17 protein-coding genes are annotated in these 17,190 nt (G+C 52.1%); 2 read left to right on the forward strand and 15 right to left on the reverse strand.

Going from position 1 to position 17,190, the window contains the following annotated elements:
* Positions 1-198: 198 nt before the first annotated feature.
* Both H6G13_RS10910 and glyA read right to left on the reverse strand, forming a co-directional pair.
* A complete protein-coding gene (locus tag H6G13_RS10910; protein WP_190483373.1) occupies positions 199-1,257 on the reverse strand; it encodes an MraY family glycosyltransferase in 1,059 nt (352 codons plus the stop codon).
* Between the two features lie 310 nt (positions 1,258-1,567).
* Positions 1,568-2,851 carry a serine hydroxymethyltransferase gene (glyA, locus tag H6G13_RS10915; RefSeq protein WP_190483248.1) on the reverse strand — a complete coding sequence of 428 codons (1,284 nt, stop codon included), beginning with the start codon at positions 2,849-2,851 and terminating at the stop codon, positions 1,568-1,570.
* 331 nt (positions 2,852-3,182) lie between these two features.
* Here glyA and pds point away from each other — a divergent pair, with 331 nt between their 5' ends.
* Together pds and crtB are read left to right on the forward strand one after the other, a co-directional pair.
* A complete protein-coding gene (pds, locus tag H6G13_RS10920) occupies positions 3,183-4,607 on the forward strand; it encodes a 15-cis-phytoene desaturase (RefSeq protein ID WP_190483249.1) in 1,425 nt (474 codons plus the stop codon).
* A 182-nt stretch (positions 4,608-4,789) separates the two neighbouring features.
* Entirely contained in the window at positions 4,790-5,719 is a 930-nt protein-coding gene (gene crtB / locus H6G13_RS10925; RefSeq protein WP_190483250.1) for a 15-cis-phytoene synthase CrtB, read from the forward strand.
* A 113-nt stretch (positions 5,720-5,832) separates the two neighbouring features.
* Here the strand turns inward: crtB and H6G13_RS10930 are convergent, their stop codons facing one another.
* The 13 genes from H6G13_RS10930 to rpmJ form a co-directional block, all read right to left on the reverse strand.
* Complete coding sequence (locus H6G13_RS10930) at positions 5,833-6,303, reverse strand: RNA-binding protein (RefSeq protein ID WP_190483251.1); 471 nt, start codon at positions 6,301-6,303, stop codon at positions 5,833-5,835.
* Positions 6,304-6,999: 696 nt separating this feature from the next.
* On the reverse strand, positions 7,000-9,528 hold the full coding sequence (locus tag H6G13_RS10935; protein ID WP_190483252.1) for a M48 family metalloprotease: 2,529 nt from the start codon (positions 9,526-9,528) through the stop codon (positions 7,000-7,002).
* A gap of 132 nt (positions 9,529-9,660) precedes the next feature.
* On the reverse strand, positions 9,661-10,932 hold the full coding sequence (locus H6G13_RS10940; protein WP_190483253.1) for an exonuclease SbcCD subunit D: 1,272 nt from the start codon (positions 10,930-10,932) through the stop codon (positions 9,661-9,663).
* A 97-nt stretch (positions 10,933-11,029) separates the two neighbouring features.
* On the reverse strand, positions 11,030-12,130 hold the full coding sequence (gene prfA, locus H6G13_RS10945; RefSeq protein WP_190483254.1) for a peptide chain release factor 1: 1,101 nt from the start codon (positions 12,128-12,130) through the stop codon (positions 11,030-11,032).
* Between the two features lie 82 nt (positions 12,131-12,212).
* On the reverse strand, positions 12,213-12,455 hold the full coding sequence (rpmE, locus tag H6G13_RS10950; RefSeq protein ID WP_190483255.1) for a 50S ribosomal protein L31: 243 nt from the start codon (positions 12,453-12,455) through the stop codon (positions 12,213-12,215).
* Between the two features lie 164 nt (positions 12,456-12,619).
* Positions 12,620-13,033 (reverse strand): 30S ribosomal protein S9, encoded by a 414-nt coding sequence (gene rpsI / locus H6G13_RS10955; protein WP_190483256.1) that lies wholly within the window; start codon positions 13,031-13,033, stop codon positions 12,620-12,622.
* The gene (gene rplM, locus H6G13_RS10960; RefSeq protein WP_190483257.1) at positions 13,033-13,491 is read right to left on the reverse strand and encodes a 50S ribosomal protein L13; all 459 of its coding nucleotides are present in this window, start codon (positions 13,489-13,491) and stop codon (positions 13,033-13,035) included. Before rplM ends, rpsI begins: the two co-directional genes overlap by 1 nt.
* 77 nt (positions 13,492-13,568) lie before the next feature.
* Positions 13,569-14,450 carry a tRNA pseudouridine(38-40) synthase TruA gene (truA, locus tag H6G13_RS10965; RefSeq protein ID WP_190483258.1) on the reverse strand — a complete coding sequence of 294 codons (882 nt, stop codon included), beginning with the start codon at positions 14,448-14,450 and terminating at the stop codon, positions 13,569-13,571.
* 31 nt (positions 14,451-14,481) lie between these two features.
* Positions 14,482-14,832, reverse strand: a complete 351-nt coding sequence (gene rplQ, locus H6G13_RS10970; protein ID WP_190483259.1) for a 50S ribosomal protein L17 — start codon at positions 14,830-14,832, stop codon at positions 14,482-14,484.
* A gap of 97 nt (positions 14,833-14,929) precedes the next feature.
* The gene (locus H6G13_RS10975; RefSeq protein WP_190483260.1) at positions 14,930-15,877 is read right to left on the reverse strand and encodes a DNA-directed RNA polymerase subunit alpha; all 948 of its coding nucleotides are present in this window, start codon (positions 15,875-15,877) and stop codon (positions 14,930-14,932) included.
* A gap of 50 nt (positions 15,878-15,927) precedes the next feature.
* Positions 15,928-16,320, reverse strand: coding sequence for a 30S ribosomal protein S11 (rpsK, locus tag H6G13_RS10980; RefSeq protein WP_190483261.1), 393 nt, complete (start codon positions 16,318-16,320; stop codon positions 15,928-15,930).
* Between the two features lie 176 nt (positions 16,321-16,496).
* Positions 16,497-16,877: a 30S ribosomal protein S13 gene (gene rpsM, locus H6G13_RS10985; RefSeq protein WP_190483262.1), complete on the reverse strand. Its 381-nt coding sequence runs from the start codon at positions 16,875-16,877 to the stop codon at positions 16,497-16,499.
* A 128-nt stretch (positions 16,878-17,005) separates the two neighbouring features.
* Complete coding sequence (gene rpmJ, locus H6G13_RS10990; RefSeq protein ID WP_190342481.1) at positions 17,006-17,119, reverse strand: 50S ribosomal protein L36; 114 nt, start codon at positions 17,117-17,119, stop codon at positions 17,006-17,008.
* Positions 17,120-17,190: the final 71 nt, after the last annotated feature.

Consider the following 17,190-nt stretch of genomic DNA (forward strand, 5'->3'; position numbering starts at 1 on the left):
ATGACCCTGGAGCGGTTCCATGAGCAGCCTGAAATCACCGACAGCTACCGGGAAAACTTTGCAGCAATAGAAGAGATCGCCGCTATTCCCATTACCCGAGGCGGGGCCGAGACAGAGGTCTTTCATGTGTACCGGGCGACGCAGTTTCTCCAGCCCTATCAATATCCCTACTGAGCCAGGAATTTTGAGCCAGGGATTCTAACGGGAGTGTTGTTTGACGCGCCAGCCGGTGTAGCTCAGCAATACCGTTGCCCCTAGAGCATAGGCTACGCCGCTGGGCATGCCAGAAAACGCCAGAGCCAGACTGCCCACCCACAGCGTCAGCACGTAGATGAAGAGAACCGTCACCCGGTGGGATAGCCCGGCCTGAAGCAGGCGGTGATGCAGGTGCCGCTTGTCAGCTACAAAGGGAGAGGCCCCGCAGCGTATGCGGTCAAAAATAACCGCTGACATATCCAAAATTGGCACTGCCAGGATCAGGTAAGGCAAAAAAACAGCCGCCGTGGTGACGCTCTTAACCAGGCCAATAATGCCTACCCCCGCTAAGGTAAAGCCCATAAAGTAGGCCCCCCCATCACCCATGAAAATTTGGGCTGGGTTGAAGTTGTAGCGCAAAAAGCCCAAAGCGCCGCCAGCTAGGGCTGCAGCAATCAGGGCCGCAGCAGGCTGATTCATAAACAGAGTCGCTACCAGCATGATGATGGCAGCAATGCCAGAAACGCCTGCGGCCAGTCCATCTAGTCCATCGATCCAGTTGATGGCGTTGGCCATGCCGACCAGCCAGACAATTGTGACGGGCAGGCTGACCCAGACCGGCAATGAAACCAGGCCATAGAAGGGAATCGTTAGAAAATCGATGCTGACCCCGACGTGCCATGCGATCGCAGCCACCGCCGCCTGCATAAAGAGACGACTAAACGGAGACAGGCCAAATAGGTCATCCATTAGGCCGATTAGAAAAAAGGCCAACCCCCCAATGGTGACGCCCCAAATGGCAAATTCCTCCGGCGGAGCCAAATGCTGGCCGGTGGCATCAATGAAGCCGCCCGTGGCCCAAACTATCATTAGTGCAGTCAGCGTGCCCAGAAAAATCGACACGCCTCCCAGCCGCACCATTGGCTTGTTGTGTACCTTGCGGCCTCCCGGTAAATCGACTCGTCCACTCCTCAACCCGATTCGTCTCACAATGGGTGTACTAGAGAGCACCACTATTGCTGAAACGACAAAGGCGAGGAAATGATAGAGATGAGATGGCATCAGGACTCCCATGGCAAATGGAGGGTTTTGGGCATCAGTCAAGCTGGTATTTCAGGAGAGGATTGAGGATTGATGTATCAAAGCCGATCTAGCGAACTTGCTTTGACAGGGCCAATCGCTTCCTGACGACCTGAAAAGCTATTTTTTTCAGGCTGCCAAAAAATCCCAATGGATGTTACTACAAAAACTCCATGCAGATTATCACAGATTCTTAAGCACTCGGCTTAAATCTCCTGTTCAATCCCATGGAGTTTGTGAGGTCCTAATCCTTTACAAGGACCTTGAACCTAAATCCTGATCAGAATTTGCGCTAAACCATTGCGGGCACTAAACCGCCTAGGTGGGGATAAAGGGGAAACTGTTGGCAGAGCGCTGCCACTCGCTGACGGCAGGTTTGTGCCACTCCCTCATCTTCTGGAGACAGCAGACGCTCGGCAATAATGTCGGCAATTTCAGTAAAGTCGCTGGTGCCCAACCCGCGCGTGGTCATAGCTGGTGAACCCAACCGCAAACCGCTGGTGACAAAAGGCGACTCCGGATCAAACGGCACCGTATTTTTGTTAGCGGTAATGTTGACCTCACTGACTAGCTGATCGGCCCGTTTGCCGGTGAGGCCAATGGAGCGCAAATCAACCAGCACCAGGTGATTGTCAGTGCCGCCCGAAACCACCTTGCAGCCCCGCACCTGAAGCTGAGCCGCCAGCGCTTTAGCGTTCTCAATTACCTGGGCAGAGTAGGTTTTGAAGTCTGGCTTGAGGGCTTCTCCAAAGGCCACAGCCTTAGCGGCAATGACATGCTCTAGAGGGCCACCTTGGTTGCCGGGGAAGACAGCTTTGTCGAACTTTTTGCCCAGCTCAGCATCACGAGTCAAAATCAAACCGCCTCGGGGTCCGCGCAGCGTTTTGTGCGTGGTGGTGGTCACCACATCGCAGTAGGGCAGCGGATTGGGATGATGGCCTGTGGCCACTAATCCCGCAATGTGGGCAATATCAGCCAGCAGGTAAGCGCCTACTTCGTCTGCAATTTGCCTAAACCGGTCAAAGTGAATTGTGCGTGAGTAGGCTGAATAGCCACAGATCAGCAGTTTAGGACGATGCTGCAGGGCCAGCTCTCGAATTTCGTCGAAGTCTAGCTGCTCTGTTTCACGGTTAACGCCGTAGTGCTGGACGTTGAACCACTTGCCAGAGACGTTGACTGGGGAACCGTGGGTTAAGTGACCTCCGTGGGAGAGATCCATGCCCATGATCGTGTCTCCGGGCTGGAGCAGGGCGAGAAAGACGGCAAAGTTGGCCTGTGCGCCTGAGTGAGGTTGAACATTGGCATGGGCAGCGCCAAAGAGTTCTTTGGCGCGATCAATAGCCAGTTGTTCTGCCTGATCAACAAATTCGCACCCCCCGTAATAGCGCTTTCCGGGTAGGCCTTCTGCGTATTTGTTGGTGAGGACTGAGCCCTGAGCTGCCATCACCGCAGGAGAGGTGAAGTTTTCGCTGGCAATCAGTTCTAGGTGATCCTGCTGGCGCTGCAGTTCGCGGTGCAAAATATCAGCAACTAGCGGATCCGATTGAGCTAAAAAGTCAGAATTAGTCTTAGTCACAACTATGGCCCCTAGCAATCGCGGTAATATCGTGGGCTAGCCAAACGCAGTTAGACGCAAGCTGACTCAGACCCACTTAACTGCGCAGCGTACTGAGTCGCTAGCCACTTCCAGAATCCATTATTCTACTGCTTTACCAGGTGCGCTGCGACGTTCCCTGAGGCTTCTAGGTCACAGCTTTTCTGGCACAGGCTGGGAAAGCGGAGATGGATTTAGGGTCTTTGGCAGAACCGAAATAAATAATGAGGCAAATGTAACGGATTGCAACATATAATTGTTGGAACGTGGAATTTTGATGAAGCTGTTCAGCAATTAAGGGGTTGGGCGAGTCATGCGAGTTGCGATCGCAGGTGCAGGTCTGGCTGGGCTAGCCTGTGCAAAATACTTAGTTGATGCAGGCCACACGCCTGTTGTCCTGGAGAGCCGGGACGTTTTAGGAGGGTTGGTGGCTGCCTGGAAAGATCAAGATGGAGACTGGTATGAAACCGGCCTGCATGTCTTTTTTGGTGCCTATCCCAACATGCTTCAACTCTTCAAAGAGCTGGGAATTGAAGATCGGCTGCAGTGGAAAGAGCACACGCTGATTTTTAACCAACCAGACAAACCAGGAGTGTTGTCACGCTTTGACGTGCCTGACATCCCATCCCCTTTCAACGTCATCATGTCCATCCTGCGGAACAATGACATGTTGACCTGGGAGCAAAAGATTCGCTTCGCTGTAGGCCTGCTGCCTGCTATTGTTCGGGGACAGCAGTACGTCGAAACGATGGATCAGTACTCGCTGCTAGACTGGCTCCGCCTTCAGGGTATTGATGAGCGGGTCAATTCAGATATCTTCATCGCTGCTTCCAAAGCTCTGACCTTCATCAATCCGGAAGACGTCTCGGCCACAGTTCCCCTTACCGCTCTAAACCGCTTTCTGCAGGAGCGCTACGGCTCCAAGATCGCCTTCCTCGATGGCTCTCCTACAGAACGTCTGTGTCAGCCTATTGTCGACTACGTCACTGAGCGAGGTGGCGAAGTTCACCTCAAGAAGCCGCTGAAGCAAATTCTTCTGCACGAAGACGGTTCAGTTAAAGGATTTATGATGCGGGGTCTAGACGGTGCAGCTGACGAAGTTGTGACCGCAGATGCCTATGTATCGGCAATGTCAGTAGACGTGGTCAAGGTTTTAATGCCAGACCTCTGGAAGAAAGACGAGTTTTTCCAGAAGCTAGAGAACCTAGAGGGCGTGCCTGTGATCAACCTGCATCTGTGGTTTGATCGCAAGCTGACCGACATCGATCAGCTGCTGTTTTCACGGTCGTCGCTGCTAAGCGTGTATGCCGACATGAGCAACACCTGCAAGGAATACGCCAGCGCCGATCGCTCCATGCTAGAACTGGTGCTTGCACCCGCAAAAGACTGGATTGATAAATCGGAGTCAGAGATTCTAGATGCCACTATGAAGGAACTGGAGAGGCTCTTTCCGCAGCACTTCCAGGGCGAGAATCCTGCTAAATTACTCAAGTCGAAGGTCGTCAAAACCCCTCGCTCTGTCTACACAGCTGCTCCAGGACGGCAGGCTAGTCGCCCCACCCAGGCGACACCCGTGGCCAACTTCTTCTTAGCAGGCAGCTACACAATGCAGCGCTACCTAGGCAGCATGGAAGGGGCCGTTCTCTCTGGTAAACTTGCTGCGCAAGCGATTGCCGAAAGTAAGATACCAAGAGTCGATGAAACGCCCCAACTACCTCTGCAGGAAGTGCCTGCCTAACGGTTCTGGCCAGGTTGTGAGGGTTGCTGTCGCAAGAGCAACATTGATTAGGTGTAATCTTGGATGGGCAACACTTGCATACACGTGATGATTTGCTTAACTCTCTGGGTTCTAGCTATCGTCTTTCGCCAGTGAACCTGCTGTCTGTTTAGGACATCCTAGATTCTCCAACCTGGTCATTGATGCTGCAATTGTCTGACTCTCCCCCTGCAAAACCCCTGGCTTCTGTCGAAGATTCTTATGAGCTTTGCCGCCAAATTACGGCAAAGTACTCAAAGACTTTTTACATGGGTACCTTGCTCATGTCGCCGCTTAAACGACGAGCAATCTGGGCCATCTACGTCTGGTGTCGCCGGACTGATGAACTGGTGGATGGTCCCCAGGCTCAATACACCAATGAAGCCACCCTGGATCGGTGGGAGGCCCATCTAGAGTCCTTGTTTGGGGGCAATCCTCAAGACGATGCTGATGTGGCGATAGTCGATACGCTTGAGCAGTTTCCCCTAGAGATTCAGCCATTCCGGGACATGATTGCAGGCCAACGGATGGACTTGTATCGCTCCCGTTACGAGACTTTTGAGGAGCTAGAGCTTTACTGCTACCGGGTAGCGGGTACGGTCGGTCTCATGTCGACTACTGTCATGGGCATCGACACGCAGCAGCATACAGCTCCCTGGCATCCTAAAGATGCTTCACCTAATCCAATCCAGGAGGCTATTGCACTGGGCATTGCCAATCAGTTGACTAACATTTTGCGCGATGTTGGAGAAGACGCTCGCCGGGGCCGAATTTATCTGCCGCTTGAAGATCTAGCTCTCTTTCGGTACAGCGAAGACGACTTAATGCGGGGTGTGATTGACGACCGCTGGCGATCGCTAATGCAGTTCCAAATCCAGCGAGCCCGCAAATTTTATGCAGAGGCAGAAAGGGGAATTAGTGTACTCAGCCCTGATGCTCGCTGGCCAGTGTGGGCTGCCTTGATGCTCTACCGCAAAATTCTAGACGTGATCGAAGAGAATCAATACGATGTCTTTAATCAGCGGGCTTATGTTCCCTCTTTGCGTAAGCTGTCTTGCTTGCCCGAAGCTTTACTTAAGGCCCGAGTTTTTTAGGGGGTTTTCTCCTCCTAAAAAAACGTGAGCACAAAAAAGGATTTAGCAACTTTGCTAAATCCTTTTTTGTGCTCACGTGAGCTGTCTTCTACGAATGCTTCTAGTAAAGAAACTTACGAAGACGTCGTTTGAGTCGCTAGAAGCTGTTTTAGTTTCTCCAGTTCGCCAGCCCAACGGGGATCGGGTTGAGCGGCTGCGGTTGAATCACCTACCGCTGCAGGGCTCTTCCGCGCGCCTCCGCCTCCCTTGCCGCCACCACTAGGAGCGGTAGTGGTGCGACGACGAGGACTGCTGGTTTCAGAAGCTTCGGGAGCTCCTTCAGGCTTACTCTTGCTGCGAGGCAGCGCCTTCTCAACCTTAAGTACAGCATCGCTGAGCTCATAGCCATTAAACTGCTCGACTAGCTCATCTGCTTTTTCGTCAGTTTTGACCGTGACAAATCCAAAGCCCCGGCACTTGCCCGTTTTTTTGTCAGCAATCAGCTTGACTGACACCAAATCTTCAGAGTGTTCTGAAAAAAGAGCTTCTAACTCTTCACGCTCAAGTTCCTTGGGGAGATTGCCTACATATAGACGAATTGACATTTAGATACCTCTAACTCTCTCAGCTAAACATAAAGATGCTTTTTTATGATTTCCTAAACGCTTTGCCCACAAGCTTCCACAGAAGTCATATCAAGGGAATAAAAATATTCTTTAGGGGTTTAACGTGAGATTAGCCCAAAAAACTGTGGAGTGTAGCAAAAAGCATTAGCAGCATGAATGATGAATTGATACTCTTCAAGCCTATTCTCAAACTATCTTGATAAGGCCATTTTTCGAGATTTTCTTCTCAAGGCTCTTGACACTCTTTTGCGAAGGATTAAATTCACTCTCGAATTACGCCCTCGAATCGTGCTGCGTTTATTCCCTATCTGTAGACTAATCCCTGCGCTTGAAGACGGTAATCTACTTTAAGTAGGAAGGTTTCGCATACTCAGACCATTAATTAAGGTAACACGGTATCTGAAGTGGGGGTAGCCTGAGCCTCTTTTTTCCAAGGAAATATTCAAAATCTTTAAGATAAAACCAGCCGTCAAGCGGCTGGTCAATTTGCTGTGTTGAGAGTAGGAGAACCTGATACCTATAACCTGCAAAGCAGGGTAGCTCAGCCGCCCAAAAGAGCAGCCAGATTAGGCTTACTGGAACTCTGTAAACTAATGTAACACTTCTGGCGAAAATGTTGCAATATTTCTTTACCAAGACAATGGTCTTGGGCAATATCAGGCTATACCCTCTACTTCAGTAGCCTCTAAAGAGGATATAAACTCCCCAAGCGCAGCATGCAAGGCTTAAGAGAGTTGCCCAGAGAGGATGATTGGCAATCTGCAGGATTTTTCCCGATTGCTGGAGTCGATCCACGTCTACCCACAGAGTCGCTCCTCGACGAACCCACCCGATGACGCCTCCTGTGCGATCGCGCCAGGTGGTTGGATGGGTTATTGGAGAGAAGAAGTTACCAATCGGGCCAAGCGTACTCAGAATGTGCAGACGCACTAGGCCAGACGAAGTCTTTAGCATGACGTCTTGACAGAGCCAGTTAGCGATGCCTCTGCGCCCAATTAGGGTGCCCTGAAGCTGAACAGGCTGGCTGTCTGTGGGCAGTGCTAGCGGGTTTTTCAGCAAATTTTCTAAGCTGGGGTTGGTTAGGACATTTCCCGACCGGATATCTGGGAACAGGCGGTTGACGGGCAGCATGAGGCCAATACCCAAACCTAGAAAGGCGATTCCCTTTAGAACGCTGACGTCCCGGTAAAGCCAGCTGAGAAACCAGCCATCAAAAGCCTCCATGACCCCGCCCAAAAACCATAGAAACATAGCCACAATCAGCCCGATCAGTAGCCCAACCAAAGGCGCTCCCTGAGCTAGCAGGGTAGGTAAGTACTGGCCCCCCGTCGGCTTACTCCCAATCTGGATTCGGGTTGATGCGGCGTCGGCGGGTAGTAAACCTAAGGACGCTCCGGCCTGTTCTAGGGCGGCTAACCGTTCTCCTAGTAAAGCTTGGGGAATATTCCAGGATAGCCACTGACGATAGGGGTTTTGCCGGTCCCAGGCAGTCAAGGAAGCTAAGTTGGTTGAGCTTAAGCAGCTACCGGGACTGAGCGCTAGCTGGTGACTGAGTGGGGTCAGCAAGTCCAAGCTTTCTAGCAGGGCGGGAGTATAGCCCTGCTGCTCGATATGGGTAGCAATGCCTTGGGTTAATTTGAGCAGACTTTGGCTATAGCCTGCTGGATTATGGGTCAGCTCTACGGCGGTGCGATCGCAATACAGGCTACGCAGCCGAGATAGCCAGAGGCCGACCTTTCGCAGCAGCCAAAAAAGCGCATAGCAGAGGGACGCAAAAAGCCCAAGCAGCGCGCGCAAAAATGGCTGTCTTTGGCGGTCGCCCCACTGGGCAGTCTGCCAATAGCCTTGATAAACCAGAAATAAGAGAGTGCCTAGGCCAGACATGACCGGCAAATCCCAACATCTCATGTGACCCAGTTCATAGGCGTACAAAGTCGCCAACTCTGAGTCCTCCATCTGATCAATTAGGCCTTGGCTCACAACAATCCGCATATTGCTAGGCAGCCAGCCATAGCTGAAGCAGAGCGGGGCCTCCGTTGGCAGCAGCTGCAGTTCTGGCAGCGTCCAACCCCACCGCAAGCAGGTCTGTCTGACCGTTCTTAAGGCTTCTGGGTAGTTGGCTTTGAACTGTCGGGGTGAAAGCGGTGTCTGCCGGTAAAGCCGCCTGAGCAAAAAGTCCATTACCCAGGGACTAGCCAGCAGCAGCGCGATCAGAAAAACGCCAACAGCAACGGCATAGCTATCTTGGAAGGAAATGAGGGGAGCCTGTGGCGTCAGCTGGTAAAGCCTTCGAGACAGGCTGCTGATCAGGCCCAGTGAGCTGACTAAAACGGCATTCACAACCCACAGCAGCGCTACAAAGGTTAGTCCTATAACGAACCATAGCTTGAGGAGTGGCAGGGGCGGCAGCGATCTGACGCCAGTGCTGGTACCAACAGTTCCTGAGGCAACCCCCTCAGTCGGCTCAACGAATTCAGAGGCTAGCGGTATTGTCTCCTGGGGCGGCTCTAGCGAAGGAGAACTCGAACTGAGCCTGTTTGGTGGCTCGGGGCCAGTATCGTTACTGTTTAACTGCTGGTAGTGAAATAGGGAAGCGGTTGGAGAATCGTTATCAGAGGGATTGAGAGGTGAGATTTGAGAGTCATTCATGCGAGCGGCGGCAGATGAGCTGGCTTGATCCTCTGACGCTGTAGTGAGGTGTGAGGTTTCAGGGGCCGATGAAGCCAGAACCGGAGGGGAGGAAATCGAGCCGGAGGTGGAGGGTTTGGAAGAAATTGGAGTAAAGCCGCTAAGATCGGCAGCTAATGGACCGACCTCAGGGGCTGCTGTTGATGGATCAGCAATCCTATCGTTGACAACTGTTGGTGGAGTGGCTGAATCAGATGAGCTGGTCTGTAGGGTTGCCAGTGTCCGACGAGCCCATTCCTGAACCTGTGGGTTGCGGTGTGAAGTCAGAGGGCGACAGAGGTCTGCTGCGGTCTGCTGCTCTCCCAGATGCCGGTAAGCACGAATCAAGCCCATCTGGGCCTGCAGGTGGTACGAGGGCGAAGCGTTGGCCTGCTGCAGTGCGGTGAGGGCTGCAATGGCGGCTGAATAATCCTTGGTCTTAATAGCCTGCAGCCCGGTTTGCAGCAGTTCCTCTGCTGACGGCAAGGGCTCGGCAGGCTGCAAAGATTCAGAACGTGGCTCAAAAGACTCGGCCATAAAGCGATCAACCTACTCTGCTGCAGTAATAGGGTACACGGGAGCTTTTATGATGCGATCGCATCTACCCAAACTTTCCCTGGAAATTTCCGGATACGTCACATTTTGGAAATTTCAGCCTGTAAGCTGCTTCTATGCCTTCCCTGGCGAATCTTCTAGCATCGCTTGGATAAATTGGTAGAGGTCAGGTTCTACAGCCCCAGTAAGTTGCCGATCTTTGAGATCCATTAGCCCTTTTGCCAAGGTCGTACAGCGGCCTTTGTAATCTCGATGGGCTGCTAGCAGATCAGTAAAAATAGTTTCTTCAATCTGCATGCGGTTAGATAGCTCAGAAACTGGGGTGCTGTAAGCAACCGCTTCAACGTTGTACTTCAGCAGAAATATTAACGCGCCGCTTTGCTGCTGTAACGTTGCCTGCAGCTGCCGGATATCGAGATCCAGGCGGTCAAAGCCTACCTGACCCTCAATCCGCAGCTCTACGATAGGACCAGCAGTCGGATCTAGATCTCCGGTTGCGATCGCAGCTTGCACGGTTTTTTCGGCGGCCTCAATCAGGTCTTCCTGACTTTCCTGACCCCGCAAAGTCAGGCTCAACCGCACTACAGGCCGCTGGTAATAGTCGGTTTTGAGGTCGGCCTGGACGCCCTGATCATCGATTTCTACGCAGTAGGCTCCGCGTTGAAAGCTCGCCTCCTCAATGTTGTTGGCTGCTAAGGAGCCTGGATTAAAAACCCAATTCTCAACACTATATTGCTTGTGAATGTGGCCTAGAGCTAGATAGTCCACGCCTACCATTTTTAGCGGCAACAAATCTGAGTACCTGAGCGCGCCAGAGTATCGCGCAATTTGCCCCTCTAGTCCGTGATGAAACATTAAGACAGTATGCTCTGGCCCTGGCGGCAGCGCCTCAATAGCAGTTGCAATTTGCTCAATGGCTTTGGGGGCCGCTGCGCCATACCAGTTGGCTCCAACCACCCGCACTCCACAAGCCAAATCTACATAGCCTCCCCGGCGGGTATTGTCGTCCCAAGGGAAATAAAAAGGTTCTCCTGCCGCCACATCCCCAGGTTCCAACAGCTTCAACAGTCCCCACTCAGATAAGTATTTAAGCCAGCTAGTGCGGGTACCGTAGGGGCGGTTATCGTGGTTGCCCTCAATCGCCAAAACTGGAATACCTGCTTTCTGAAGATCCTGCAGGCAAAGCTGAGCCTGGTTTAGAGTGGCGGGCTGGATGTTGCGGTGCTCAAATAAGTCCCCAGCAATCAGCACAAAGTCCACCCGCTCTTCCACGGCATAGCGCTGCAGCACATCCTGCAAGGCTAGAAAAAAATCTCGGGTGCGCTCTCGGCTGTCATAGCGATCAAAGCCCAGATGGATATCTGCAATGTGGAGAAACTTCGCCATAGGAGGGGTTGCGATCGCGCTATCAACGTAAAAGTGCCCTGGCTATTTAGTATAGCCAGGGCCTCGAAATGTTTGCTTTGTAAGGATTTTCAAACCCTTAAACCGTCGCTGATTCTGCAGCTAACTCTTCCAGCTGTTCCTGCTGGTCCTGAGAAATGCAGGACTGGATAATTTCTTCTAAGTCGCCTTCCAGAACCGGTGTCAGAGTGTAGTTGTGATTCAGGCGATGGTCCGTTATACGGTTGTCTTTGTAGTTATAGGTTCGAATTTTCTCAGAACGTGCGCCTGTGCCTACCTGAGAGCGTCGCATGGAGGTTACCGCCTCCTGCTGTTCCCGGAGCTTTAGCTCATAGAGCTTAGCCCGCAGAATTTGCATTGCCCGTTCCCGGTTCTGCAGCTGGGACCGTTCTTCCGTACAGAAAATTCGAATTCCGGTCGGCTTATGGAACAAATCCACGGCCGTCTCCACCTTGTTGACGTTTTGACCGCCTGCCCCGCCCGAACGAGCCGTCGTCAGCTCAATATCCTTAGCGTCAATCTCAACTTCCACATCATCTACTTCAGGCATCACTGCCACGGTGGCCGTAGAGGTATGAACCCGACCTCCAGCCTCAGTGACGGGTACTCGCTGAACTCGATGTACGCCCGCTTCAAATTTGAGCTTGCTATAAACTTGGTTGCCCTGAATCTCTAGAATGGCTTCTTTGAAACCACCCATGTCAGCGGTCGATTCACTAAGCAGCTTGACTCGCCAATTTTGGCCTTCAGCATAGCGCGAATACATCCGCACCAGATCTCCAGCCCAAATACTGGCCTCGTCTCCGCCAGTACCTGCCCTAATTTCCAGCATGATGTTCTTGTCATCGTTGGGATCTCGGGGCAGCAGCAAAATTTTCAGCCGATCTTCTAGCTGATTGAGCTGCTCCTGCAAAGCTTCCACTTCCATTGCCGCCATCTGGCGCAGCTCAGGATCGCCACTGGCATCCTTGTAAACCTCACGAGCCCCACCCAGTTCTTCCCTCGTCTCCTTCCACTGCTCGTAAGTTGTGACAGTTTCTTCAAGAGAGGAGCGAGCTTTGGCGATGCGTTGGAACTCATCCGGATCTCTAGCGACATCCGGATCAGCTAGACGACGGGTCAGTTCCTGAAACGTCTGCTCGACTGAATTGAGTTTTTCAAGAAGATACCCTTCAGCCATACTGTCAGTCCGCAATTGTGATTACAGAAACCCCAAAACTAGAAAAATCCCCTAGGAAACCCTAGGGAACTTTAACAGCAAACTATTCCTTCTCGTCTTCCTTAGGAGCCTGAGAAGTATCAACCATGCCGTATTTCCTAAGGAACCGCTCAACCCGACCTTCGGTGTCGATAATCTTCTGGGTACCCGTGTAAAACGGGTGGTTGCCAGACCAAATATCAACGTGGAGCTCTGGCTTGGTAGAGCCCACCGTCATGATCTCTTTACCATCACAGTACACCTTGGCTTCGGGGTACCAAGTAGGATGAATCTCTGACTTAGCCATAATTGCCCTCGTAACAAAAAGCTGTTTGCCTTACTTCAATCTTAGTTTTTTCACCTGCCAACCGCATCATGTCCCAAGGGTTAGATCGACTGAGCTAACGCCAAAGAAAGATAGAGTACAGACAGGTAAGGCGTCTGAAAACTGGTTCGCCAATTCCCAACGGTTTAACGCTTGGAGAACTGAGGCGCTTTCCGGGCTTTTTTCAAGCCGTACTTCTTCCGTTCCTTACTACGGGGATCACGGGTTAGGTAACCCTCAATCTTGAGCGGCTTACGATTGTCAGGATCAAGCTGGCATAGTGCCCGAGCAACCCCAAGGCGAATAGCATCGGCCTGACCGGTCAAACCACCACCCCGAACGTTAACCAGAATGTCATATTCACTCTCAAGACCCAGGGCCTCAAGGGGAGCCTTAGTTGCTGAGAGGTAGCCGGGATTGAACTGGAGGTGCAGATCTCCTGGTTTGCCGTTGATCTTGATTTGGCCATTACCGGGCACTAAACGAACTCGAGCAATTGCCGTCTTACGACGCCCGGTGCCCCAGTACACGACGCGATCAGTCTGATCGGTTGCCTGCATTACTTATCTCCTTCTGGAATAGTATTAATCACAAGATTTTGAGGGTTTTGGGCCTGGTGGGGATGTTCTGCTCCTGCGTAAACTTTCAGCTTGGTGAACAGCTTGCGTCCCAGGGCGTTTTTCGGCAACATGCCGCGAACCGCTTGCTCCAGAATTCTCTCTGGTAAACGGTTTTGTAGCTGAGCAAAGGTTTCTACCTTCATCCCACCGGGCCGCCCAGAGTGACGACGATAAAGCTTTTGATCTTGCTTGCGGCCAGTGACAACCAGCTTGTCGGCATTGACGACAATAACAAAATCACCAGTATCAGTGTTAGGGGTGTAGATTGGCTTGTTCTTGCCTCTTAACACCTTAGCGATTTCGCTGGCAAGTCGGCCTAGCCGCTGATCGGCGGCATCAACGACATACCACTGATGTTCAATGTCTTTTTGGGTGGGTACGTATGTTTTAGTAGTCATAGCAAATCTCGGGGTATTGGCGGAAACTCGGAAAACCTTTTAGTGGCAGAGCTTAGTGATAGGGACACAGATTGAAGTTACACAGCAGCGTAGCCAACAGGCGTATTTAGGCAGAACAGCGGTTGAGTATCAAACCAAATGTCCGGCGCGAAGGGAAACACCTCATATCCCACTCGTAGCAGACATAGGCCCTGGGCAGGGGCAGAATACTTTACCTGATCTCGCTGGCGATTCTTCCAGAGCGCTGTAAAACCGTCTACAGACAGCTGCCCCTTGCCAACCTGCACCAGCAAACCCATAATCAGCCGCACCATGCCGTATAAAAACCCGTTGGCCTGTAGCTCAACAGTCACGAAAGCGCCTTGCCTACTACATTCTGCTGCCTGAACGTCTACCCAAGAGTGAGAACGGCCTGAGCGGGAGCGATGAAAGGCTGTTAGATCATGGTATCCCACCAGCGGGTCTAGAGCTCGCTGCACCTGCTGGGTATCAATAGGCTCGTAGTAGTAATGCCAAACAAAGGGCCGCAAAAATAGGTTGGGGCAAGGATCGGTATAGAGGGTATAGCGGTAACGCCGCCAGCAAGCTGAGAATTGAGCGTGCCAATCGTCGGGTACCTGGGCTGCTGCCCGGATCAGGACATCGCTAGGAAGACGGCTGTTTAAGATATCTGCCCAGCGATGGGCAGGAATCAGCGCGGGAGCCATGAAGTGGGCTACTTGAGCAGCGGCATGAACCCCTGCATCCGTTCGTCCGGCCCCATGGATACTCACGGGATGCCCCAAGACTGCCTCCAGGGTGGCTTCTATTTCACCCTGTACGGTGCGATCGCTAGCCTGACGCTGCCATCCATGAAAACGAGTACCTACGTACTGCACCACAAGCGCAACTCGCTGATTCTTAGCAGAATCGGCGAGGTTAGCTGTGGCAGCTTGGATTGAAGGCAACGTCTGGGACATGAGGGAGTTTGCTGGCTGCTTTAAACAGGCACTAGGTCAATTCAATGATGGCCATTTCCGAGTTATCACCCCGCCGTCTGATGGTGCGAAGAATACGGGTATAACCCCCCTCTCGCGTAGCATAGCGGGTCGGAGCTTGATCAAACAGGGCATGTACCAGCTGCTTGTCGTAGATATAGCCCATAGCTCGACGGCGAGACGCTAACGAACCATCTTTCGCTAGCGTAATCATCCGATCAGCTTCTTCTCGAACCGCTTTGGCGCGGGCCTTGGTCGTTGTAATTCGACCGTGACGAATTAGTTCGGTAGTTAGCGCTCGAAGCAGAGCCTTACGCTGGTCTGCTGGCTTTCCAAGTTTATGTACACGGCAACCATGACGCATGACACTTAACCAGAGGTAACAACAATTAGACAGAAAAAAACCGAAGCCTACTGAGCTTCGGGAGGCGTCTCCTTGGTTGGCCAAGGAGTTTGAGCGCCTAGGAGGATTTGGCCGATTTCTCAAACGGCAGGGTGATGCCCAACCGTTCCTGAAGAGCTTCAATGACCTCTTCAGCAGACTTCTGACCAAAGTTCTTTATTTCGAGCAGATCTTCCTGCGTGTAGTCGAGCAAATCGGCTACAGAGTTGATCTGTGCCCGCTTCAGGCAGTTGTAGGCCCGCACAGACAGGTGCAGTTCCTCAATCGGGATCTGATTGCTGGGGTCTTCGTCCTTAATGTCTTCCTCGGGCTTCGGCTCAAGCGTCACATCCTTCAGCGGATTGAACAAATCCACCAAAATAGCAGCTGCTTGGCTCATAGCCTGCTGTGGAGACAGACTACCATTGGTCCAAATGTCCATAGCCAGGCGATCTTTCTGCAAAGAACCGGCTACGATTACATCTTCAACCGTGTAGTTAACTTTCCGCACCGGCATAAAGACGGAGTCAATCTGCATGAAGTCGAGGGCAGTGGCATCATCTTTGCTGCGCTCGACAGCTCGATATCCCTGTCCTCGCTCGATCCGAAATTCCATCTCCAATGTATGACCGTCGGCAATCGTGGCTACGTACTGGTCGGGGTTAACGACTTCTACTTCAGACGGCAACTCAAAATGAGCGGCAGTAATTTTAGTAGGGCCTTGAACCAGCAAACGTCCAATCTGAGGTTGATTGGAGTAGCTCCGCAGCACGATCTCTTTCATGTTCAGCAAGATGTCGAGAACATCTTCCCGAACGCCTGGAATAGTTGAAAACTCATGGGTCGCGCCGGCAATGCGAACCGCTGTAATGGCAACCCCTTCCAGGTTTGACAACAGGACTCGTCTTAGCGCATTGCCTACTGTGATGCCCTGGCTTCGTTCCAAAGGCTCAATGATGAAGCGACCGTATTGACCCTGATCGTCTTCAATAATCGACTCAACGCATTCTACATGGAACTGTGCCACGACCTGATCTCCCTTCTCCGCTGTGCAACTTTGAGGAATCGAACCCAGTGCTAGACTCTCCGACGCTTGGGCGGACGGCACCCGTTGTGAGGAATGGGAGTCACGTCACGGATGAGGGTAATTTCTAGGCCAGCCCCCTGCAAAGCCCTAATAGCAGTCTCGCGACCGGCTCCGGGGCCGCTTACCATGACCTCGATTTGACGCATACCCTGGTCAATTGCTCGACGGGCAGCTCCATCAGCTGCTGTTTGAGCGGCAAAAGGAGTTCCCTTTTTGGCTCCCTTGAATCCGCTAGAACCCGCTGAAGCCCAGGAAATGGTTTCCCCGCTCTGATCGGTGATGGTAACGATTGTGTTGTTGAAGGTGGACTGAATGTGGGCAACCCCACTGGGAACATTTTTCTTTTGCTTGCGGGGACCCGATTTCTTGGTTGGTTTTGCCATGACTTCAGACTATTTAACTTAATTAGAAAAGGTTGTACCGGCGGCGAACTTACCTGGAGCTCAACCTCAGAAGATCCAAATCTGAGAAACAAGAAAAGCTTGGTAGAAATGCGAACTGACAGCCCTGCGAGCTCCCAAACATTGGCACTGCAGGGAAAGCATGACTTACCAACAGGCTACTTCTTAGCAGCCTTCTTTTTGCCAGCAACAGTTCGCCGAGTACCCCGTCGGGTGCGGGCGTTGGTTCGGGTGCGCTGCCCCCGGACCGGCAGTCCTGCCCGGTGGCGACGCCCCCGGTAGGAACCAATGTCCATCAGACGCTTGATGTTGATGCTCTCAAGTCGTCTGAGATCACCTTCAACCTGATAGTCACTCTCAACGGTGTCTCGCAGCTTGGCAACGTCTTCGTCGCTCAAATCCCGCACCCGGATGTCAGGGTTGACACCCGATTTCTGCAGAATTTCTTTGGATCGGGTCAGACCGATTCCGTAAATATATGTCAGGCCAATCTCTACGCGCTTTTCACGCGGAAGATCAACACCAGATATCCGTGCCACCTACACTTTCTCCCCTAACGCTGCCTGAATTTCAATTTGACGACCGAAAATACTAATCTGTACCGACGGTGCGGGTTTATTCCCTTAAAATGGATTTCCACAAGTGGATCCATTTGTCGTTTATTTGATTACCCTTGGCGCTGTTTGTGCTTAGGGTTGCTGCAAATCACCATGACCCTGCCACGGCGGCGGATCACACGACACTTTTCGCAGATTCTGCGAACAGACGCACGGACTTTCATGTCCAGCTCACACTCTCAGTACTACAGAATTGCTATGCTAGCAAACTTATCCTAGCTTAGTCAAATGTTTT

Origin of the sequence: Pseudanabaena sp. FACHB-2040, assembly GCF_014696715.1 — a bacterium.
Lineage (GTDB): Bacteria > Cyanobacteriota > Cyanobacteriia > Phormidesmidales > Phormidesmidaceae > JACVSF01.